The organism is Pseudonocardia kunmingensis, assembly GCF_006716445.1.
Classification (GTDB): domain Bacteria; phylum Actinomycetota; class Actinomycetes; order Mycobacteriales; family Pseudonocardiaceae; genus Pseudonocardia; species Pseudonocardia kunmingensis.
The window spans coordinates 1,375,698-1,395,094 of the sequence record NZ_VFPA01000003.1 but is presented as its reverse complement, the minus strand read 5'-3'; the positions used below and the strand labels follow the sequence as shown (position 1 = coordinate 1,395,094).

The window sequence follows — 19,397 nt, the reverse complement described above, 5'->3', positions numbered from 1 at the left end:
GGACGGATCAGCCGGCGAAGCTCACGCCGCTCGCGACGGGGATCTCGAGCAGCAGCGGCCCGTCGCGCGGCGTGATGAGGGCCGCGGCCAGCTGGTCGAGCGCCTCGACGCGCTCGCCGGGGACGCCGTAGCCCGCGGCGATCGTGACGGCGTCGATGCCGGGCAGGTCCAGCCCGGGAACGTCGCGCACGCCGAGCGGCCCGGTGAACCAGCGCAGCCCGCCGTACTCGCCGTTGCGCAGCACGAGGAAGGTGATCGGCAGGTCGTGCCGGGCCGCGGTCCACAGGCCCTGCACGCCGTACTGGGTGGCGCCGTCGCCGAGCACGGCGACGACCGGGCGGTCCGGGTCGGCGAGCGCGGCCCCGACGGCCGCGGGCAGCCCGAACCCGAGCCCGCCCGCGGCGGGGAACAGCAGGCCGCCCGCCCGGCGGATCGGCACCCGCTCCCAGAACGCCGCTGTGTTCGACGTCGACTCGTTGACCAGCACGGCATCGGCCGGGAGCGCCTTCGCCAGCACGTCGAACACCGCCTCGGCCGGGAACGGCGGACCCTCGACGGCGACGGCCGCCGGCAGCGGCCGCGGCGCGACGGCGGGCCGGTCCGCCGGTGCGACGACCTGCTCGGCGAGCCGCGCGAGCACGGCGCCGGGGTCGGCGACCAGCGCGTCGCCCATCGGGGCGCGGGCCGCGGCGCCCGGGTCGGCGGTGACGAGCACCAGCGTGGCGCCGGGCGGGAGGTAGGGCCCGGGGCGGTCGACGTGGTAGCGGAACACCGGGGCGCCGACCACCAGCACGAGGTCGTGGCCGGCCAGCGCACCCGTCACGCCCGCCACGGCGGCCGGGAGCACCCCGCGGTAGTGCGGGTGCGTGGTCGGGAACGGGCAACGCGGCGGGCTCGGCGCGATCCACACCGGCATCCGCGCGCGTTCGGCGAGCGCGACGGCGCAGGAGAACGCGGGCTCGGCGTCGGCCTCCGGCCCGAGGACGAGCACCGGTGACCGCGCGACGGCCAGCCGGGCGGCGATCATCTCCACCTCGCCGCCGCCGACCCCGCCGCCGGTCGCCACCCGCCGGGTGCCGAGGTGCTCGACCTCGTGCGGGTCGACCTCGGCCGCCCAGTCGTCCAGCGGCAGCGACACCAGCACCGGGCCGCGCGGCGGTAGCGCGGCGAGGTGGTGGGCCTCGGCGAGGGTGCGCGGCACGTCCCGGGCGCGCAGGGGCTCGAAGGCGGCCTTCACGTGCGGGCGCGCCACCTCGGTCATCCGGGCCTCGGAGAGCATGGCGCCCAGGCCGACCATGCCGCGGGCCTGCTGCCCGGTCGTGACGACGAGCGGGGTCTGCTGCTGCGCCGCGTTCGCGAGGTTGCCCATGGCGTTGCCGAGCCCGGCCGCGGCGTGCAGGTTGACCAGCGCGGCGCGCCCGGTCGCCTGCGCGTAGCCGTCCGCCATGGCGAGCACGGCGCCCTCGTGCAGCCCGAGGACGTAGCGGAAGTCGGCGGGGAAGCGGTCGAGGAACGGCAGCTCGTTCGATCCGGGGTTGCCGAAGACGGTCGTCATCCCCCAGGACCGCAGCAGGTCGTGGACCTGCGCGCGCACCGTCGTCACCTCCAGGACCCTCGCCGCGCGCGACGCGGCGCCGCAACCCCGCTTCCAGGAGGCGAAAGGGCTGTCGGCACCGGCGGGCTTCGAGTGGTCAGGGGCGGGGGCCCAGGGTGCGGGAGATCGCTCGGCTCGCCTGCGTCAGGACGCAGGCCAGCTCGCGGGGGCGGGCCCGGTCGGCCGCGACCACCACGCTGATCGCCGCCGCGACCCGGCCCGCGGGGTCGCGGACGGGGACGGCGACCGCCAGGTCGGGCAGCGTGATCTGGCCGCGGGCCACCGCCACCCCGGTCTGGCGGATGCGGGCGAGGTGGCGGCGCAGCTCCCGGGGATCCACCACGGTCATCGGGCTGAAGCGCTCCAGGGGCGAGCGCAGGACCTCCTCCTGGAGCGCGGGGTCCTCGTGGGCGAGCAGCACGAGGCCGGTGCCGGTGGCGTGCATCGGCCAGCGGTCGCCGACGCGGCTGCTGAGCGGGTTGGGCCCGCGCGCCCGGATCGCCTCGATGTAGACGACCTCCCGCCCGTCGCGCACCCCGAGGTGGATGTTGCCCCGGGTGACCTGGTGCAGGTCCTCCAGGTGCGGGAAGGCGGCCTCGCGCAGCTCGAGGCCCCGCGGTGCCAGCGCGGACAGCTCCAGCAGCCGCAGCCCCACCGAGTAGCGGCCGCTGTCGTCGCGCTCCAGCGCCCCCCAGCCCACCAGCTCCCCGACGAGCCGGTGGGCCGTCGGCAGCGTGAGCCCGGCCCGCCGCGCGATCTCGCTCAACGACAGGGTGCGGTGGCGGGGCCCGAACGCGTCGAGCACCGACAGCATCCGGCCCGCCGCGGTCGGACGGGACCCGCCCGCCGCGCCGGTCCGGGTCGTGTGCGGGGCTTCGGGGATCACCGTCATGGGCGCCTCCGTCTCCTCGTCTGCCGGGATGTGGTGGGTCGGGCGCGTCACGCGCCGGGCGGGGGGACCAACCCCTCCCGGATGGCGACGAGCGCCGCCTGCGTCCGCGAGGACAGCTGCAGCTTCGTGAGCACGTGGCTGACGTGGGTGCGTGCGGTCCGCTCGCTGATGTGGAGCTCGGCGGCGATCTGGCGGTTGGACAGGCCGCGGGCCACCAGCGCGAGGATGCTGCGCTCCCGTGCGGTCAGCGCCGCGAGCCCGGTGGGCGGGGACACGAGGTGGCGGGTGAGCCGGCCGGCGACGGCCGGGTCGAGGTGCACATCGCCGCGGTGGGCGGCGCGGATCGCGGCGGCGACCTCGTCCGGGTCGGCGTCCTTGAGCAGGTACCCGGCCGCGCCCGCCTGCAGCGCGGCCTGCACGCGTTCCAGCTCCCCGAAGCTGGTGAGGACGACGACGCGCAGCCCGGGGTGCGCGGCGAGGACTGCCCCGATCGCCGTGATCCCGTCCATCCGCGGCATCAGCACGTCCATGAGCACGACCTGCGGGAGCCGGCCCGCACCGGCGAGGCGCCGGAGCCGGACGAGCGCGTCCTGCCCGTCCACCGCCTCGTCGACGACCTGGATCCCGTCGGTGCTCTCCAGGTAGGCGGACAGGCCGCGGCGCACGACGGCGTGGTCGTCGACGACCAGCACCCCGATGACGTCCGACGCCGTGCCCGACACCGCCGTGCTCACCGCCCGCCCTCCGCTCGCGCGGCAGGCACCCGTACCCGCACGCGGCAGCCCCGTCCCTCGTTGCCGATCTCCATGAGCCCTCCCCAGCGCTGCGCCCGTTCCCGCATCGACACGAGCCCGAGCGCGTCGGCGCGGCGCGCACCGGCGTCCATGCCGATGCCGTCGTCGGACACCTCCACCAGCACGTGGTCCCCGTCGCGGGGGCCGTCCGTCCCGATCCGGACGCGGGCCCGCGAGGCGCCCGCGTGCTTGACCACGTTGTGCAACGCCTCCTGGACGATGCGGTAGAGGTCCTCCTGCAGCTCGGTCGGCAGCTCGGGGGGCCGGTCGTCGACCTCGACGTCGACCCGTAGCCCGGAGGCGGTCTGCACGGAATGCGCGTGCTGGCGCACGGCACCCGCGAGGCCGTTCTCGAGCAGCTCGACGGGATGCAGCGCCACCACGAGGCCGCGCAGGTCGGCGAGTGCGTTCTGGGCGAGGTCGAGCAGCTCGTCGGCGACCGCGCGCACCCGTTCCGGGCTGCTCGTGCGCCCGGGCTCGACCTGCGCCCGCAGGGCCTTGGCCTGCATGCGCATCGAGAAGACCTGCTGCACCACGGAGTCGTGCAGCTCGCGGGCCAGCCGGGCCCGCTCGGCGAGCTGGGCGTCGTGGCGGGAGCGGGCGAGCAGGTCGGCGGAGTCGACGGCCGTGGCGGCCTGGTCGGCCATGGCCTCCAGGAACTCCAGCGCGGCCGGGCCGGGGATCTCGCCGGGCTCGTAGAAGGCGTTCAGCACGCCGACGGCGCGGCCCCGCACGACGAGCGGGACGGCGGCGAAGCTGTCCCACGCCGGGGCGCCCATGATGGCGTGCAGCGGGGCCCACCTGGGGTCGGCGAGCACGGCGGCCTTGCGGTGCGCCACGACGATGCGCCGCCGCGTCGCGAACGCCTCGACGAACATCATCCGCGCGCCGAGCCGGCGGCACTCCTCGAACCGCTCGGTGAAGTCCTCCGCGCCGGTGAACCCCGCCTTGCCGACGACGCGCATGCTGCCGCCCTCGACCCGCAGGATCTGCACGGCGGCGATCTGCTCGGCCTGCACGACCTCGCGCGCGACCACGTCGAGGGTGACCGACAGCGACGCGGCGTCCGCGACGCTCCCCGCCGCCCGGGCGATCGCGACGAGGCGGCGCTGCCCGTGCCGGGCGTCCTCGACCACCGCGCCGACCGACCCGCCGCACTCGGGGCACTGCGCCACCGGCACGGCGCACCCGGCACCGGATTCGACCACCCTTCCCGCCACGCCGACCCCTTCGTCCAGCGTCCTGCCCGCCCGACGGGCCCTCGCCGGCCCGACCGGAGACCGCCCCAGTCTTGCCAGTCCGCACGCCCCGTCACAAGGCTTCGGCGGTGCCGGTCCGAGGTCGGCCACAACGGCCCCCGTGACCTACGACATATGTCGCGTAGCCGGCTCAGCTGGACCCGCCTCCCGCAACGAACGGCACTTTCGTCGGCTAGGTAGCGACGAAAGTGCCGTTCGTTGCGGAAGGGGGATCAGACCCCGCGCGCCTTCTCGAAGCGCGCCTGCGCGTCCGCCCAGTTCACGACGTTCCACCAGGCCTTCACGTAGTCCGGCTTCACGTTCTTGTACTGCAGGTAGAAGGCGTGCTCCCACATGTCGAGCATGACCAGGGGGATCTGGCCGGCGGGGAGGTTGGCCTGCTGGTCGTAGAGCTGGTGGATGAGCAGCTGCTGGCCGAGGGTGTCCCAGCCGAGGATGGCCCAGCCGGAGCCCTGGATGGTGGTGGCGACGGCGGTGAAGTGGGCCTGGAAGGCGTCGAAGGAGCCGAAGTGCTCGTCGACGGCGGCGGCGAGCTCGCCCTGGGGCTTCCCGCCGCCGTCGGGGGAGAGGTTGTTCCAGAAGATCGAGTGGTTGACGTGGCCGCCGAGGTTGAAGGCGAGGGTCTTCTCCAGGCCGACGATGGCGCCGAAGTCGCCGGACTCGCGGGCGGCGGCGAGCTTGTCGAGGGTCTGGTTGGCGGCGGTGACGTAGGTCTGGTGGTGCTTGGAGTGGTGCAGCTCCATGATCTCGCCGGCGATGTGCGGGGCGAGTGCGCCGTAGTCGTAGGGCAGGTCGGGCAGCGTGTACCGGTCCATGGGCACTTCCTCGCGGTAGATCGTGAACGGTGCAGGAGCGATCCTCACGCTCTTGCCAGTGACTCGCAACTGTGGCTACCGTCCGGCCGTGAACCGCCGCACCCCGCTCGTGATCGCTGCCGTCCTCCTCGCGGCGGTCGCCGGGTGCTCCGCGCCGACCGCCCCGGGGGGTGCGGCCGGCGCGGGCGGGGATCCCGCCGCGATGGTGCTGGCCGACGGATACGAGCCCGAGAGCCTGCACCCGCTGCTCGGCTACGGCGTCGAGGGTGCGTCCAAGATCTTCGACGGGCTCGTGGCGCACGACGCCGACCGGCAGCTGCAGCCCGCCCTCGCCGCGGAGCTGCCCCGGCCCGGCGCCGACGGGCTGTCCTACACCGTGGCGCTGCGCGAAGGCGTCACGTTCCACGACGGGTCGGCGTTCGACTCCCAGGACGTGGTCGCGACCTACACCGCGCTGCTCGACCCGGCCTACGCCTCCACGGTCCGCTCCGACCACCGCACGCTGGCCGGCGTCGAGGCACTGGACCCGCGGACCGTCCGGTTCCGGCTCACCCAACCGGACTCCGCGTTCGCGCACCGGCTGACGCTGGGCATCGTCCCGGCCGAGGCGGTGGCGGTGCCCGCGCCGCTCGCGGAGTCGGCGTTCGGGACGCAGCCGGTCGGCACCGGGCCCTACCGGCTGGTCGAGTGGCGGCGCGGCACCTCGATGCGGCTGGAGGCCAACCCGCAGTACTGGGGCGGCGCTCCCGCCGTGCGCACGCTCGACCTCGTCTTCGCCGTGGACGACAACACCCGCGCGCAGCGCCTGCGGGCGGGTGAGTTCGACGGCACCGTGCTCCCGCCCGCGCTCGCCGAGACGTTCGCAGGCTCGGAGTACGCGGTGCACCACCACCCGAGCGCCGACTACCGCACGATCACGCTGCCGAGCAGCCACCCGGTGACCGGCGACCCGGCGATCCGGCTGGCGCTCAACCACGCCGTCGACCGCCAGGGCATGATCGACGCCTTGTTCGCGGGCCGGGGCGCGCCCGCGTCCACGCCGATCCCCGAGGTGCTGTCCGAGTACGCCGAGCCCAGCGCGCAGTTCTCGTTCGACCGGGCCGAGGCCGAGCGGATCCTCGACGCGGCGGGCTGGGTCCGCGGCGCGGATGGCACGCGGGCCCGTGACGGCGTGCCCGCCCGGTTCACGCTGATGTACCCGGCGAGCGACACGATCCGCCGCGACTTCGCGCAGGCGTTCACCTCCGACGCCCGCGCGGTCGGCGTCGACGTCGCGCTCGAGGGGCTGGGCTGGGAGGCCATCGAACCGCGGATGGGCGCGGACGCGCTGGTGCTCGGGGGCGGGTCCCCGTTCGACCCGGACCTCGTGAGCTACCCGCTGCTGCACAGCTCCTACGGCGGCGACGGGTTCAACAACCCGGCGTTCTACGCCAACCCGGCGGTCGACGCGGGTCTGGACGCCGCCCGGCGCGCCACCGACCAGGCCGCGCGCGTGGCGGCCGTCAAGGAGTGGCAGCGCGCCTACGCGGCCGCGCCCGGTTTCGTCTTCCTCGCCTTCCTCGACCACTCCTACCTGGTGCGCGAGCGCTGGGACGGCTACCAGGAGGTCGTCGACCCGCACACCCACGGCACCACGTGGGGCCCGTGGTGGAACGTCGAGGACTGGACGCCGCGCTCGTGAGCCGGGAGATCGGCCTGCTCGTCGCGCGCCGGCTGGCGTTCGCGGTGCCGGTGCTGGGGATCGTCGCGGTCGGGGTGTTCCTGCTCGCCGCGGCGTCCCCGTTCGACCCCGTCTACCAGTACTACGGCGTCGACATCTTCTCCGCGTCCGACGCCGACATCGCCGCCACCCGGGAGCGCCTCGGGCTCGACGACGGCGTGTTCCAGCAGCTGGGGCGCTGGCTGTCCGGGGTGCTGTCGGGGGACCTCGGAACGAGCCGGGCGTTCCGGCAGCCCGTGGAGCAGGTCGTCGCCGAGCGGCTGCCGTGGACGCTGCTGCTGGTGAGCACGGCGCTGGTCGTCGCCGTCGTGCTGGCGCTGGTGGCCGGCACCGTCGCGGCGTGGCGGCAGGGCGGGGCGTTCGACCGCGCGGTGACCGCGATCGGCCACGCGATGGAGGGGATCCCGCCGTTCGTGCTGGCGCTCGTCGCGATCGCCGTGTTCGCGCTGGGCCTGGGCTGGCTGCCGGTCGCCGGGCTCACCGACGCGGGCGCGGCGCTCTCGGTCGGGCAGGTGGCCCGGCATCTGGTGCTGCCCGCGCTCGTCCTGGGCGTCTCGCAGACGCCGTGGCTGGTGCTGCACGTGCGCTCCTCGCTGCTGGGCGCGCTCGGCGAGGACCACGTGACGGGCGCCCGGGCGCGGGGCCTGCGCGAGCGCACCGTGGTGCTGCGGCACGCGCTGCCCACGGCGCTGCTGCCGTTCGTCACGCTGCTGGGCACCCGGATCCCGGAGCTGGTGACGGGCGCGGTGCTGGTCGAGACGGTGTTCTCGTGGCCGGGCATCGCCGAGGCGGTGGTGACCGCGGCCCTGGCCGTCGACTTCCCGATGCTCGCGGCCCTCTCGGTACTGGCCACGGCCGCGGTGCTGGCGGGCTCCCTGCTGGCCGACGTCGCCGTCGCCCTCGCCGACCCGAGGGTGGTGGCCGATGGCTGACCCCCACCCCGCGAGTCTCCCGTTCGAACAGGGCGAGTCTCCCGTTTCGACAGGGCGAGTCTCGCGTTCGAACAGCGCGAGTCCCGCGTCCGGTCACGGCGCCGGCGATCCGGTGAAGGAGCGGTCCGATGAGTGCTGACGTCGAGCTCGGACGGCCGCGGAGCGCGGGTCCGCCCGAGCACGCCGAGCCGCGGTGGCGCTCGGCCGCGCGCCCGCGCGCCGGGACGCCACGGGGACGCGCGGCAGGCCGGGCCCGCGCGCGGCTGGTCGCCGGGGCCGGGCTGCTCGTCCTGCTCGCCGTCGCGTCCGTGCTCGTGCCCTGGCTGGGCGGGCTGGACCAGCGGCTCGTCGACTACACCGCGGTGCGGCTGCCCCCGTCGCCCGCGCACCCGTTCGGCACCGACGCGCAGGGCCGGGACCTGCTGCTGCGCAGCTTCGCGGGCCTGCAGGTGTCGCTGCTGGTGGCGGCGGCGTGCGCGGTGGTGTCGACGGTGCTCGGGGCGCTGTTCGGGGCGGCGTCGGGTGTGCTCGGGGGATGGCCGGACCGGCTGCTCATGCGCGTCGTCGACACCGTCAACGCCGTGCCGCACCTGCTGCTCGGCATCGTGATCGTCGCGCTCTACCGGGGCTCGGTCCTCGCCGTGATCGCGTCCATCGCCCTCACGCACTGGACGAGCGTGGCGCGGATCGTCCGGTCCGAGGTGCTCTCGCTGCGCGAGCGGCCGTTCATCGACGCGGCGATCTCCGGCGGCGCCTCCCGCGGGCGGGTGCTGCGCCGGCACCTGCTGCCCGCGATCGTGCCCCAGGCGGCGCTGTCGACGGTGCTGCTGCTCCCGCACGCCGTCTGGCACGAGACCGCCCTGTCCTTCCTCGGGCTCGGCCTCCCGCCGCACCTCGCCTCGATCGGCAACATCCTGGGCGAGGGCCGGGCCGCGGTCCTGCTCGGATCGTGGTGGATCGTGACGTTCCCTGCAGTGCTGCTCGTCGCGTCCGCGCTGGCGGTGGCCGGTATCGCGGCCTGGTGGCGGGACCGGGCCCTGCCCCGGCGCCGCTCGGAGCTCGGGCTGTGAACGCCGTGCTGGACGTCGCCGACCTGTCCGTGCGGTTCCGGCTCGGTGCTCGGGGGCGGGCCGGAACCGTGCGCGCGGTGACCGGGGCGAGCTTCACGCTGCGGCCCGGGCGGCTGCTCGCGCTGGTGGGGGAGAGCGGCTGCGGCAAGTCGGTGCTGGCCGCGGCGATCACCGGGCTGCTGCCGGCCAACGCCGAGGTCGCCGGGCGGGTCGAGCTCGACGGCCGCGACCTGCTGGACGCGCCGGAGCCCGTGCTGCGCGACCACGTGCGGGGCCGGCGGGTCGGGCTGGTGCCGCAGTCGGCGGCCACGCACCTGACACCGGTCCGACGGGTCGGCTCGCAGCTCGTCGAGGCGGTGCGGGCGCTGCGGCCCGCGGATCCGGACCCGCGCGCCACCGTCCGGCGGCTCGCCGAGGACGTCGGGCTGCCCCTCGAGATGCTCGAGCGCTACCCGCACGAGCTGTCCGGGGGCACCGCGCAGCGCGTCGGGCTGGCTGCGGCGCTGGCGGGCGACCCGCCCGTCCTGCTGGCCGACGAGCCGACCGCGGGCCTGGACCGGCCGCTGGTCGACCGCAGCGTCGACCTGCTCGCCGGCATGGCCGCGCGCGGTCACGCGGTCCTGCTGATCACCCATGACCTGCGCGCGGCGCGGCGGGTGGCCACCGACGTCGCCGTGATGTACGCGAGCAGGCTCGTCGAGGTCGGCCCCGCCGACGCGGTGTTCGGCGACCCGTGGCACCCCTACACCGCGGGCCTGCTCGGCGCGCTGCCCGACCGCGGCTTCACGCCGGTGCCGGGACACCCGCCGGACCTCACCGCCCTGCCCGCCGGGTGCGGGTTCGGGCAGCGGCGGCCCGACCTGCACTCCTGCGTACCCGATCCGGCGCTCGTGTGGAGCGGCGAGCGGGCCGTCGCGTGCGCGCCGGTGGGGGCGTCGTGACGCTCGCGGCGCAGCGGGTCGTCGCCGGGTACCGGCGCGGGCTCCCCGTCCTCGACGGGGTCGACCTCACCGTCGAGCCGGGTGCGGTCGTCGGCCTCGCCGGGCCGAGCGGGTGCGGCAAGTCGACGCTCGCGCGAGTGCTCGCGCTGCTGCACGCGCCGTGGACCGGCACCGTGGAGATCGACGGCGAGCGGGCGCGCGGCGTGCGGTACCGGGCGCCGCGGGCGTTGCGCACCGCCGTCGGGGTGGTGTTCCAGAACCCGCGCCTGGCCGCCGACCCGCGACTGCCGCTGCGCGAGATCGTCGCCGAGCCGCTGCTGGCCACCCGGGGCCGCCGCGACCCCGCGTGGGAGGACGAGCTGCACGACCGCGTCGGGCTCACCCCCGAGCTGCTCGGTCGCCGCCCCCACGAGGTGAGCGACGGCCAGCTGCAGCGGGCCTGCCTCGCCCGCGCGCTCGTGCTGCGGCCGCGCTACCTGATCTGCGACGAGATGACCGCCATGCTCGACGCGTCGACGACGGCCGCGCTGGTCGGTGTGGTCGCGGAGCGGGCGCGCGAGGGAGCGGGCGTGCTCGCGGTGTCGCACGACGAGGAGCTGCTCGGGGTGTGGGCCGACCGGGTGGAGCGCCCGTTCGCTGGCGTGCCCGGCTAATTGCAAGTAGATTGCAACTACCTCGTGCTGGTGGTCGTTCTGGCAGCTCGACATCGGTGGGGGAGCGGGTCGGTCACCTCGGTGGCCGGCCCGCGGCCATCCGAGGGTGACCGGCTCAGAACGAGGTGACGACGAGGCGCAACAGCACCGTCGCGACGAACACCACGATGAACGCCAGGTCGATGCCCACCGATCCGGCCCGGAGTGGCGGCAGGACCCGGCGGACCGGGGCCAGCACCGGCTCGGTGGCCGCGTGCGTGACCCGCCGGGCGGTACTGCGCCAACCGGGCTCCGGGCCCGAGGACAGCGCCGCTACCCAGTCGACCACCGCCCGGGCCACCAGCACGAGTTGGAAGAGCAACAGCAACGTGCCGAGCAGAGTTCCGACCGCCGACATCCGATCTCCTCCCGCCACCTCCGGGCCGATGCCGGGCGGCTAGTGGTCCCCGCCGGAGGTTCGTCCCGGGTCTCGGCGGCCCAGCTCCACGCTGGACGCACCGGCGGACAGCCCGTGTACGCCCGGTACGAGAGCTGCCCGCCGGCACGCCCAGCGAGAAGCTGGATCCACCGATACCCCCGACGAACCTCCGGCGGGAACCACTAGCTGTCAACGTCGGGCGGGGTCCCGAAGTGCCCGACGGCCCCGCTCGGTCATCTCACAGGTGCGCGCGCCGCGCGGTGAGGTGGGCCCGCTCGGCGGGGTCGTGGGTGAGCGAGATGGCCTTGTCGAGTGCGACGCGCGCTTCGGCGGCGCGGCCGAGCCGCTCCAGGAGGTGCGCACGGGTGGCCCAGGCCGGTTGGAACCGCGCGGTCCGGTCGACGAGCTCGTCGAGCAGCGCGAGGCCCGCCTCCGGCCCGTCGGTCTCCGCCGCCACGGCGGCCAGCGCGGTGGCGCTGCCCAGGCTCGGGGCGAGGCCGTGCAGCGCGTCGTAGAGGTCCCGCAACGCCCCCCAGTCCGTCGTTCCCGACTCGCGGCGTGCGCAGTGCACGGCCTGGATCGCCGCCTCGAGCTGGAACCGGCCGAGCTGGCGCAGCCCGTGGGCGCGGCGCAGGTGCTCGCGGCCCCGGCGGATCAGCTCGCCGTCCCAGCGCGCGGGGTCCTGCTCGCGGAGGGGGACGAACGCCCCCTCCGCGTCGAGGCGGGCGGGCCCGCGGGCCTGGGAGAGGCAGATCAGGCCCGCGAGGCCGCGCGCCTCGGCGTCACCGGGTGCGAGGTGCGCGAGCGTCTCGGCGAGGTGCAGCGCCTCGCCGGCCAGCGCGGGCCGCAGCTCCGTGCCCGTGGTGTGCCAGTCGATCGCGTAGGCGCCGTAGACCGCTTCGAGCACGGCGTCCATGCGTTCCCCGAGGGCGTGCACATCGGGGATCTGGAAGGGGATCCGCGCGTCCTTGATGCGGCGCTTCGCCCGCACCAGCCTCGCCGCCAACGTGGGGGCGGGCAGGGCGAACGCGCGGGCGATCTGCTCGCCGGTGCAGCCGAGCACCGTGTTGAGCATCAGCGGCGTGCGCACGGCCTTGTCGATCGCCGGGTGCGCGCAGACCAGCATCAGCTCGAGCCGCCGGTCCGGAACCGCGTCGAGGTCGAGCTCGTCGAGGTGGGCGGGGCCGTGCCGCTCCGGGTCCCACTCCACCGCCATGCGGGTGCCGGGGGACTTCCAGCGGTCACGCATGCGGTTGCGGGCCACGGTCAGCAGCCAGGCGTCCGGGTTGTGCGGCACCCCGTCGGCCGGCCACGCGGTGAGGGCCCGCTCGAAGGCGTCGCCGAGCGCGTCCTCGGCCGCGGCGATGTCCCCGTTGCCCGCCGCGAGCAGCGCGAGCAGCCGGCCGTACGAGGTCCGGGCGGCCTGCGCCGCCCGGACCTGCGCCGCTCCGGTCGTGCTCAGCCGGCCGTGCACCCGGCCGTCCAGACGCCGTCGCGCAGCGACGTGGCCGCACCCCGGACCTCCACCACCCCCCACTGCGCGGCAGGGCACTTCTCCGCCCACCCGATCGCGGCGTCGCGATCCGGGACCTCGATCACGAAGATCCCGGCGAGGGCCTCCTTGGTCTCCGCGAACGGACCGTCCTGCACCTGCAGGCTTCCGGTGCGCAGCGTGACCGTGGTCGATTCCTTCGTCGGCTCCAGCACCTCGGCGCCGACGAGCACGCCTGCCGACGCCAGCGCCTTGCCGTAGGCGTTGAATGCGGCCTGGCCCGCGGCGATCGTCTCCGCGGACAGCTCGCCCTCGGCGGGCTCGCCGTAGTGGAGCAGAAGCGTGTAGCGCATGGGTCTCTCCTCGTCCTCGCGCGCGGTGTCCGCCCTGTGCGGTGCGCACCGCCATGACGATCCGCCGCGCGTGGTTTCGACAGCCGGTCAGCGGAGTTTGCGGAAGAACGTGCGCAGCTCGTCGACGAAGACGTCCGGCTGCTCCATCGCGGCGAAGTGGCCGCCGACCGCGGGTTCGCTCCAGTGCCGCAGGTCGGTGTAGCGCCGTTCGATCCAGTGCCGGGGCAACCGGATCAGCTCCTGCGGGAAGAGGGTGACGCCGGTGGGCACCGGCACCTCGTCCATCCGACGACGCTTGTAGCTCTCCCAGTACAGCCGCGCCGACGAGGCCCCCGTACCGGGCAGCCAGTAGAGCATCACGTTGTCCAGGAGGCGGTCGCGCGGGATCACGTTCTCCGGGTGGCCCGCGCAGTCGGTCCAGTCCCAGAACTTCTCGACGATCCACATGCACTGTCCCGAGGGGGAGTCCGCCAGCCCGTACCCGAGCGTCTGGGGGCGGGTGGACTGCTCGCTGGAGTACCCCGTGCCGACCTTCTGGAAGGCCTTGCGGCTGGCCATGGCCTCCTGCTCGGCCGGGGTGAGCGGGCGGGCCTCGCCCTCGGGCGGCGGTGCGGCCATCGGCATCGTCAGGTGGATGCCCACCAGGTTCTCCGGGGCGCCGGTGCCCAGCGCGGAGGTGATCATGGCGCCCCAGTCCCCGCCCTGGGCGGCGTAGCGGTCGTAGCCGAGGCGGTCCATCAGCTGCGCCCACGCCGTGGCGATCCGCTCCACCCCCCACCCGGGCGCCGTCGGCTTGCCGCTGAAGCCGTAGCCGGGCAGCGACGGGATCACCAGGTGGAACGCGTCCTGTGGGTCGGGCGGGTCGGTGAGCGCGTCGACGACACCGAGGAACTCGATGATCGAACCCGGCCAGCCGTGGGTGAGCAGCAGCGGCAGCGCCCCCTCGTGCCGGGACCGGACGTGCAGCAGGTGCACCTCGACGGTGTCGTCGCCACCGCCGTCGAGCCCGGTGCGGAACTGCGGCAGCGCGGTGAGCTCGGCCTCGCAGCGGCGCCAGTCGTACTGGCGGGCCCAGTAGTCGCAGAGCTCGCGCGCGTACTCCAGCGGCACGCCCTGGTTCCAGCCCGACGCCGTCTCGGCGTCCGGCCAGCGCGTGCGGGCGAGGCGGTCGCGCAGGTCGTCCAGCTCGGACTCGGGAACGTCGATGCGGAACTCGCGCATCAGAGCTGCACCCCCCGGGTGAGGGCACCGTCGATGACGAGGTGCGTGCCGGTGATGAAGGACGCGCGCGGGCTCGCGAGCATGACCACGCCGTAGGCGATCTCCTCGGGGCGCGCCATCCGCCCGGTGGGGTTGAGGCCGAGCGCGGTGGCGTACAGGTCCGGGTTCCCCTGCTCGATGCCGTTCCAGACCCCGCCCTCGACGTAGGTGTTGCCGGGGGAGACGGCGTTGGCCCGCACCTTGCCCGCCTGCTGGAAGGCGAGGCCCGACGTGTAGTGCACCAGCGCGCCCTTCATCACCCCGTAGGCGCCCGCGGCGAAGTCCACCTCCCGGCCCGAGACGCTGGAGACGGCGACGACCGACCCGACCCCGCTCGCCACCAGGTACGGGAGCGCGGCGTCGACCGTCCGCACGGTGTGCATGAGGTCGACCTCGAAGCTGGCGCGCCAGTGGTCGGGCTCGGTGCCGATGGCCAGCGCGCTGACGTTGGCCACGACGACGTCGATGCCGCCGTGGCGCTGCGCCGCCCCCTCCACCCAGGCCGTGAGCGCCTCCGGGTCGGCGACGTCCACGGCGGTGCCGCTGACGTCGTGGCCCGCGCCGCGCAGCTCCTCCTCGGTCGCGCGGACATCGGCCTCCGTGCGCGCGCAGAAGGCCACGGTCGTGCCCTCGGCCGCCAGGCCCTCCACGACGGCGCGCCCGATCCCCTTCGTGCCGCCGGTGACCAACGCCGTCCGGCCGGCGAGCTGCAGGTCCATGGATTGCTCCTCAGATCAGGGTGGCCGCCTGCTCGCGCAGGTGGCGGTGCATGCCGCCGAAGGCGTCGGCGGTGGGCAGCAACGACTTCTCGACCAACGTCACCGCGCTGTAGTTCGTGTCGCAGACGTTGGCCAGCGGGGAGCGGCTGACCTGCGTGAGCAGCTGGTAGGCGTCGAGCGGGTCCAGACCGTACAGCTCGCCGAGCCAGGCGATCATGCCGACCTGGCTGGCCCGCCACGCGTCCTCCAGCGGCCGGGCCGAGCCGACGACCGCGTAGTGGTCGTCGTGCTCGAGCCGCGGCCACGCGGGGGCCCCGCCCTTGACCAGCTCCACGACCAGCGTGACGTCCATGGCGCCCTCGACGGCGGTGCCGCAGCTCTCGCCCTCGCCCTGGCGGTAGTGCCCGTCGCCGACGGAGAACAGCGCGCCCTCGACGTTGACGCCCAGGAAGCAGGTGGTGCCTGCGCGCATCTCCGGGGTGTCCATGTTGCCGCCGAACGTGTCGGGCACGAGGCTGGAACGCACCTCGCGGCCGGGCGGCGCGACCCCGACGGTGCCCAGCATCGGCGCGAGCGGCAGGTCCAGCGACAGCTGCGAGCGCTGCGCCTCGAACCGGACGGTGCCCCGCGCCCGGTCCAGCTCGTAGATCCACGTCTGCTCGGGCAGCGGCTCGTTGAGCAGCGCGGTGCGGTCGGTGCCGGTGAGCGCGCCGAAGAACGGGATCGTCGTCGACGCCGCCCAGTCCCGCGCCGGGGTGAGGTCGACGATGTGCAGGGCGAGCGTGTCGCCCGGCTCGGCGCCCTCCACGAAGAACGGCCCCGTCTGCGGGTTCACCTGGGTCATGTCCAGCACCTGCGACGGCTTGTCGCTCGCCCGCTGCAGCCGCCCGGAGAACGCGTCCTCCGTCCACAGCTTCAACACGGTGCCGGGGCGGATCCGGTGCGTCGGCGCGACGCCTCCGAACGTCCACGCGTACTGGTCGGGCCGCGGCCGGAACTCGAGGACGTCCACCCCGCTGATCGTCGGGCTCCGGCGGTGCGGGCGCAAGAGCGGTGGCCACGAACGTTCCCCGGGGGCGTGCAGCGGCCGGTGCGCGGCCACCCACGGCCCACGACGAGAACGTCCCGTCGCCGCTCCGGGTGCGCCCGTTCGGTCGCCCGCTACTGCCGCTCGCCTCGGCGGGACGTGCGCGGCTCCGGCGCGCCCAGCACCCGGGAGATGCCGCGTGCCGCCGCCCGCACCACCGGGACGTAGGCGCGCGGGTCGGAGGTCGCGGCCGGCACGACCACGGACAGGGCCGCCACGACGTCGCCGCGCCTGCCGTGGACCGGGGCCGCGACCGAGAGCGCGATCAGCTCGATCTGCCCGTCGCTCACGGCCACCCCGCTGCGCCGGACGTCGGCGAGCGCCCGCCGCACCTCCTCGGGGTCGCACCTCGTCTTCGCCGTGTAGCGCTTGAGCGGGGACGCGAGGACCTGTTCCTGCAGCTCCGGGTCGGCGTGGGCCAGCAGGACGAGGCCGACGCCGGTGGCGTGCAGCGGTAACCGGCCGCCCACGCGCGTGATCACGTTGACGGCGCCGCGGCCGGAGATGCGCTCGACGTAGACGACCTCGGTGCCGTCGAGCACGGCGAGCTGGACGTTCTGGCGGGTCACCTCGTACAGGTCCTCGAGGAACGGCATGGCCGACTCGCGCAGCCCCAGCCCGCGCGGCGCGAGGGCGCCGACCTCCCAGAGCCGCAGCCCGACCCGGTAGCGCCCGTCCTCGCCGCGCTCCAGCGCGCCCCAGTCGGTGAGCTCGCCGACCAGGCGGTGCGTGGTGGTCAGCGGCAGGTCCGCCCGGCGGCTCAGCTCGGTGAGGCCGAGCTCGGGGCGTTCGGCGGTGAAGGCCGCGAGCAGCCGCAGCACGCGCCCCGTCACCGTCTCGCCCATCACGGCCCAGTGTGCCCGGTGCTTCCGCTGACCGGAAGCGGAGTCGATGCAGGCGGCTCCGGTGCGCCAGGCTCGCCGTCATGCGCACCCAGGTCGGCATCGTGGGGGCGGGACCGGCGGGGCTGCTGCTCTCGCACCTGCTGGCCCTCGCCGGGATCGACTCCGTGGTCCTCGAGACCCGCAGCCGCGCGTACGTCGAGCAGCGCGTGCGGGCCGGCGTGCTCGAGCACCCCACCGTCGAGCTGCTGCGCGAGGTGGGCCTGGCCGAGCGGCTCGACCGCGAGGGCATGCCGCACGAGGGCGTCTCGCTGCGCTTCGAGGGCGAGGACCACCGCATCGACTTCGCCGACCTCGTCGGCCGCGGCATCACCGTCTACGGCCAGCAGGAGGTCGTGAAGGATCTCATCGCCGCCCGGCTGCGGGACGGCGGAGACCTGCGGTTCGAGGTCGCCGACGTCACCCTGGACGGGCTCGCGGACACCCCCGTGATCGCCTACACCGACGCGGACGGGCAGCGCCACGAGCTGCGGTGCGACGTCGTGGCGGGCTGCGACGGCTTCCACGGGATCAGCCGCGGGGCCTACGCGCCGGAGATGTTCGAGCGCGAGTACCCCTACGCCTGGCTCGGGATCCTCGCCAAGGCCGCGCCGACGCACCACGAGCTCGTCTACGCCAACCACGACCGCGGCTTCGCGCTCTATTCGATGCGCAGCCCCGAGATCACCCGCCTGTACCTGCAGGTCCCGCCGGACACCGATGTGCACGACTGGTCGGACGCGCGGATCTGGGACGAGCTGGGCACCCGGCTCGCCGCCGAGGGGTTCACCCTCAACGAGGGGCCGGTGCTGGAGAAGGGCGTCACCGGGATGCGCAGCGTCGTGGCCGAGCCGATGCGCCACGGACGGCTCTTCCTGGCCGGCGACGCCGCGCACATCGTGCCGCCCACCGGGGCGAAGGGCATGAACCTGGCGATCGCCGACGTCCGGGTGCTGGCCGACGCGCTCACCGCGTTCCTCGCGCGCGGCGACGAGCGCGGCGTCGACGCCTACTCCGACACCTGCCTGCGCCGCGTCTGGCGGGCCGAGCACTTCTCGTGGTGGATGACCTCGATGCTGCACGTCGCCCCCGACGGCGATGCGTTCACCCGGCGGCTGCAGCTGTCCCAGCTGCGCTACACCGTGTCCTCCCGCGCGGCCGCCACCAGCCTCGCCGAGAACTACACGGGTCTCCCGTATGGAGGTGTTCGATGACGATCCCGCATCCCGTCGGCTACCGGCCCGCGCCGCCCGGCACCCATCCGCCGCTGGACTCGCCCGGCTACAGGAGCACCGGGCTGCGTGCGCCGTCGCAGGCGCCGATCGTGCTGCCGCACCGGCTCACCGAGGTCACCGGCCCGCTGCTCACCGGCGAGATCGGCCCGAGCGACCACGACCTCACCACGCAGCACGCCGGCGAGCCGATCGGGCAGCGGATCATCGTGTTCGGCCGCGTCCTGGACAGCGACGGGCGCGCGGTGCCCGACACGCTCGTCGAGGTGTGGCAGGCCAACGCCGCGGGCCGCTACCCGCACGTGCGCGACAACTGGCCCGCGCCGCTGGACCCCAACTTCACCGGCGGCGGGCGGGTCATGACCGACGCGCAGGGCAACTACTCGTTCACCACGATCAAGCCGGGCGCCTACCCGTGGGGCAACCACACCAACGCGTGGCGGCCCGCGCACATCCACTTCTCGCTGTTCGGGCGCGCCTTCACCCAGCGCCTGGTCACGCAGATGTACTTCCCGGACGACCCGCTGTTCGACCAGGACCCCATCTTCAACTCGGTGCCCGACCCGAAGGCCCGGCAGCGGATGGTGTCGACGTTCGACCTCGGGGCCACGCGCCCGGAGTGGGCACTGGCCTACCGCTGGGACATCGTGCTGCGCGGCCGCGAGCAGACCGTGTTCGAGGAGCCCCATGAGTGACCTGCTCACGCCGTCCCAGACCGTCGGGCCGTTCCTGTCGATCGGCCTGACCTGGATGCACGGCCACCTCGTGGTCGCCGAGGACGCGCCGGGCGCGATCCGGATCTCCGGCGTCCTGCGCGACGGCGAGGGCGCGCCCGTCACCGACGGGATGATCGAGACCTGGCAGGCCGACCCGGACGGGCGCTTCGACCACCCCGACGACCCGCGCGGGGCGTCCGGATCCGGGTTCGAGGGCTTCGGGCGCTGCGCCACCGACGGCGAGGGCCGCTACGAGATCGTCACGGTCAAGCCGGGCGCGCTGGGCGACGGCCAGGCCCCGCACATCGACGTGTCGGTGTTCGCCCGCGGACTGCTCGACCGGGTCGTCACCCGCATCTACTTCCCGGACGAGGCCGCGGCGAACGCCGCCGACCCGCTGCTGTCGGCGCTGCCGCCCGAGCGGGCCGCCACGCTCGTGGCGCAACCCGCGGGGGAGGGCGCGCTCCGGTTCGACATCCGTCTGCAGGGCGACGGCGAGACGGTCTTCCTGCAGGTCTGACTGCGGCGTGGTGGGTGTCCACGATCACCCGCCTCGCCCGGGCGCCGCG

20 protein-coding genes are annotated in these 19,397 nt (G+C 74.9%); 8 read left to right on the top strand and 12 right to left on the bottom strand.

All coding sequences use genetic code 11. The annotated features are described in order from the left end of the window. Window positions 1-7: 7 nt before the first annotated feature. From mdlC to FB558_RS29575, 5 genes are all read right to left on the bottom strand, one after another. A complete protein-coding gene (gene mdlC / locus FB558_RS29595) occupies window positions 8-1,603 on the bottom strand; it encodes a benzoylformate decarboxylase (RefSeq protein WP_246106826.1) in 1,596 nt (531 codons plus the stop codon). A gap of 88 nt (window positions 1,604-1,691) precedes the next feature. After that, the gene (locus tag FB558_RS29590) at window positions 1,692-2,408 is read right to left on the bottom strand and encodes an IclR family transcriptional regulator (protein WP_246106855.1); all 717 of its coding nucleotides are present in this window, start codon (window positions 2,406-2,408) and stop codon (window positions 1,692-1,694) included. Between the two features lie 125 nt (window positions 2,409-2,533). Continuing rightward, window positions 2,534-3,220, bottom strand: a complete 687-nt coding sequence (locus FB558_RS29585) for a response regulator (RefSeq protein ID WP_246106825.1) — start codon at window positions 3,218-3,220, stop codon at window positions 2,534-2,536. Next, on the bottom strand, window positions 3,217-4,500 hold the full coding sequence (locus tag FB558_RS29580) for a GAF domain-containing sensor histidine kinase (RefSeq protein ID WP_246106824.1): 1,284 nt from the start codon (window positions 4,498-4,500) through the stop codon (window positions 3,217-3,219). The genes FB558_RS29585 and FB558_RS29580 overlap by 4 nt, the downstream gene beginning before the upstream one ends. Window positions 4,501-4,751: 251 nt before the next feature. Continuing rightward, on the bottom strand, window positions 4,752-5,354 hold the full coding sequence (locus FB558_RS29575; protein ID WP_142058877.1) for a superoxide dismutase: 603 nt from the start codon (window positions 5,352-5,354) through the stop codon (window positions 4,752-4,754). A gap of 88 nt (window positions 5,355-5,442) precedes the next feature. On the opposite strand from FB558_RS29575, the gene FB558_RS29570 reads away from it, so the two are divergent. The 5 genes from FB558_RS29570 (at window position 5,443) to FB558_RS29550 (ending at window position 10,670) form a co-directional block, all read left to right on the top strand. Next, window positions 5,443-7,035: an ABC transporter substrate-binding protein gene (locus FB558_RS29570; protein ID WP_246106823.1), complete on the top strand. Its 1,593-nt coding sequence runs from the start codon at window positions 5,443-5,445 to the stop codon at window positions 7,033-7,035. After that, a complete protein-coding gene (locus tag FB558_RS29565; RefSeq protein ID WP_246106822.1) occupies window positions 7,002-8,006 on the top strand; it encodes an ABC transporter permease in 1,005 nt (334 codons plus the stop codon). The genes FB558_RS29570 and FB558_RS29565 overlap by 34 nt, the downstream gene beginning before the upstream one ends. A 128-nt stretch (window positions 8,007-8,134) precedes the next feature. Continuing rightward, window positions 8,135-9,076 (top strand): ABC transporter permease, encoded by a 942-nt coding sequence (locus tag FB558_RS44845; RefSeq protein ID WP_246106821.1) that lies wholly within the window; start codon window positions 8,135-8,137, stop codon window positions 9,074-9,076. Continuing rightward, complete coding sequence (locus tag FB558_RS44840; protein WP_246106820.1) at window positions 9,073-10,017, top strand: ABC transporter ATP-binding protein; 945 nt, start codon at window positions 9,073-9,075, stop codon at window positions 10,015-10,017. Before FB558_RS44845 ends, FB558_RS44840 begins: the two co-directional genes overlap by 4 nt. Continuing rightward, the gene (locus tag FB558_RS29550; protein WP_142058871.1) at window positions 10,014-10,670 is read left to right on the top strand and encodes an ABC transporter ATP-binding protein; all 657 of its coding nucleotides are present in this window, start codon (window positions 10,014-10,016) and stop codon (window positions 10,668-10,670) included. Before FB558_RS44840 ends, FB558_RS29550 begins: the two co-directional genes overlap by 4 nt. Before the next feature lie 115 nt (window positions 10,671-10,785). Here FB558_RS29550 and FB558_RS29545 read toward each other — a convergent pair whose 3' ends face one another. The 7 genes from FB558_RS29545 to FB558_RS29515 form a co-directional block, all read right to left on the bottom strand. Then, on the bottom strand, window positions 10,786-11,067 hold the full coding sequence (locus FB558_RS29545) for a YggT family protein (protein WP_142058869.1): 282 nt from the start codon (window positions 11,065-11,067) through the stop codon (window positions 10,786-10,788). 259 nt (window positions 11,068-11,326) lie between these two features. Further along, on the bottom strand, window positions 11,327-12,562 hold the full coding sequence (locus FB558_RS29540; RefSeq protein WP_211366906.1) for an RNA polymerase sigma factor: 1,236 nt from the start codon (window positions 12,560-12,562) through the stop codon (window positions 11,327-11,329). Next, complete coding sequence (locus FB558_RS29535; protein WP_142058867.1) at window positions 12,547-12,933, bottom strand: YciI family protein; 387 nt, start codon at window positions 12,931-12,933, stop codon at window positions 12,547-12,549. Before FB558_RS29535 ends, FB558_RS29540 begins: the two co-directional genes overlap by 16 nt. A gap of 87 nt (window positions 12,934-13,020) precedes the next feature. Next, the gene (locus FB558_RS29530) at window positions 13,021-14,154 is read right to left on the bottom strand and encodes an epoxide hydrolase family protein (protein ID WP_142058865.1); all 1,134 of its coding nucleotides are present in this window, start codon (window positions 14,152-14,154) and stop codon (window positions 13,021-13,023) included. Continuing rightward, entirely contained in the window at window positions 14,154-14,912 is a 759-nt protein-coding gene (locus tag FB558_RS29525; RefSeq protein WP_142058863.1) for an SDR family NAD(P)-dependent oxidoreductase, read from the bottom strand. The genes FB558_RS29530 and FB558_RS29525 overlap by 1 nt, the downstream gene beginning before the upstream one ends. A 10-nt stretch (window positions 14,913-14,922) precedes the next feature. Further along, the gene (locus tag FB558_RS29520) at window positions 14,923-15,924 is read right to left on the bottom strand and encodes an acetamidase/formamidase family protein (RefSeq protein ID WP_142058861.1); all 1,002 of its coding nucleotides are present in this window, start codon (window positions 15,922-15,924) and stop codon (window positions 14,923-14,925) included. A 149-nt stretch (window positions 15,925-16,073) separates the two neighbouring features. Next, window positions 16,074-16,844, bottom strand: a complete 771-nt coding sequence (locus tag FB558_RS29515; RefSeq protein ID WP_142058859.1) for an IclR family transcriptional regulator — start codon at window positions 16,842-16,844, stop codon at window positions 16,074-16,076. 80 nt (window positions 16,845-16,924) lie between these two features. Here FB558_RS29515 and FB558_RS29510 point away from each other — a divergent pair, with 80 nt between their 5' ends. Genes FB558_RS29510 through pcaG form a run of 3 tightly spaced genes read left to right on the top strand, consistent with a single transcriptional unit; the run spans window position 16,925 to window position 19,348 of the window. Continuing rightward, the gene (locus tag FB558_RS29510) at window positions 16,925-18,094 is read left to right on the top strand and encodes a 4-hydroxybenzoate 3-monooxygenase (protein ID WP_142058857.1); all 1,170 of its coding nucleotides are present in this window, start codon (window positions 16,925-16,927) and stop codon (window positions 18,092-18,094) included. Further along, window positions 18,091-18,807, top strand: a complete 717-nt coding sequence (gene pcaH, locus FB558_RS29505) for a protocatechuate 3,4-dioxygenase subunit beta (RefSeq protein WP_142058855.1) — start codon at window positions 18,091-18,093, stop codon at window positions 18,805-18,807. Before FB558_RS29510 ends, pcaH begins: the two co-directional genes overlap by 4 nt. After that, window positions 18,800-19,348 carry a protocatechuate 3,4-dioxygenase subunit alpha gene (gene pcaG / locus FB558_RS29500; RefSeq protein ID WP_142058853.1) on the top strand — a complete coding sequence of 183 codons (549 nt, stop codon included), beginning with the start codon at window positions 18,800-18,802 and terminating at the stop codon, window positions 19,346-19,348. The genes pcaH and pcaG overlap by 8 nt, the downstream gene beginning before the upstream one ends. The last annotated feature ends 49 nt before the right edge of the window (window positions 19,349-19,397 follow it).

Excerpts from the sequence above, each read along its gene's own strand:
- FB558_RS29590 (WP_246106855.1), bottom strand. The coding sequence starts at position 2,408 with ATGCTGTCGGTGCTCGACGCGTTCGGGCCCCGCCACCGCACCCTGTCG.
- FB558_RS29575 (WP_142058877.1), bottom strand. The coding sequence starts at position 5,354 with ATGGACCGGTACACGCTGCCCGACCTGCCCTACGACTACGGCGCACTC.
- FB558_RS44845 (WP_246106821.1), top strand. The coding sequence starts at position 8,135 with ATGAGTGCTGACGTCGAGCTCGGACGGCCGCGGAGCGCGGGTCCGCCC.
- FB558_RS29545 (WP_142058869.1), bottom strand. The coding sequence starts at position 11,067 with ATGTCGGCGGTCGGAACTCTGCTCGGCACGTTGCTGTTGCTCTTCCAA.
- FB558_RS29535 (WP_142058867.1), bottom strand. The coding sequence starts at position 12,933 with ATGCGCTACACGCTTCTGCTCCACTACGGCGAGCCCGCCGAGGGCGAG.
- FB558_RS29530 (WP_142058865.1), bottom strand. The coding sequence starts at position 14,154 with ATGCGCGAGTTCCGCATCGACGTTCCCGAGTCCGAGCTGGACGACCTG.
- FB558_RS29525 (WP_142058863.1), bottom strand. The coding sequence starts at position 14,912 with ATGGACCTGCAGCTCGCCGGCCGGACGGCGTTGGTCACCGGCGGCACG.
- FB558_RS29515 (WP_142058859.1), bottom strand. The coding sequence starts at position 16,844 with ATGGGCGAGACGGTGACGGGGCGCGTGCTGCGGCTGCTCGCGGCCTTC.
- FB558_RS29510 (WP_142058857.1), top strand. The coding sequence starts at position 16,925 with ATGCGCACCCAGGTCGGCATCGTGGGGGCGGGACCGGCGGGGCTGCTG.
- pcaH (WP_142058855.1), top strand. The coding sequence starts at position 18,091 with ATGACGATCCCGCATCCCGTCGGCTACCGGCCCGCGCCGCCCGGCACC.
- pcaG (WP_142058853.1), top strand. The coding sequence starts at position 18,800 with ATGAGTGACCTGCTCACGCCGTCCCAGACCGTCGGGCCGTTCCTGTCG.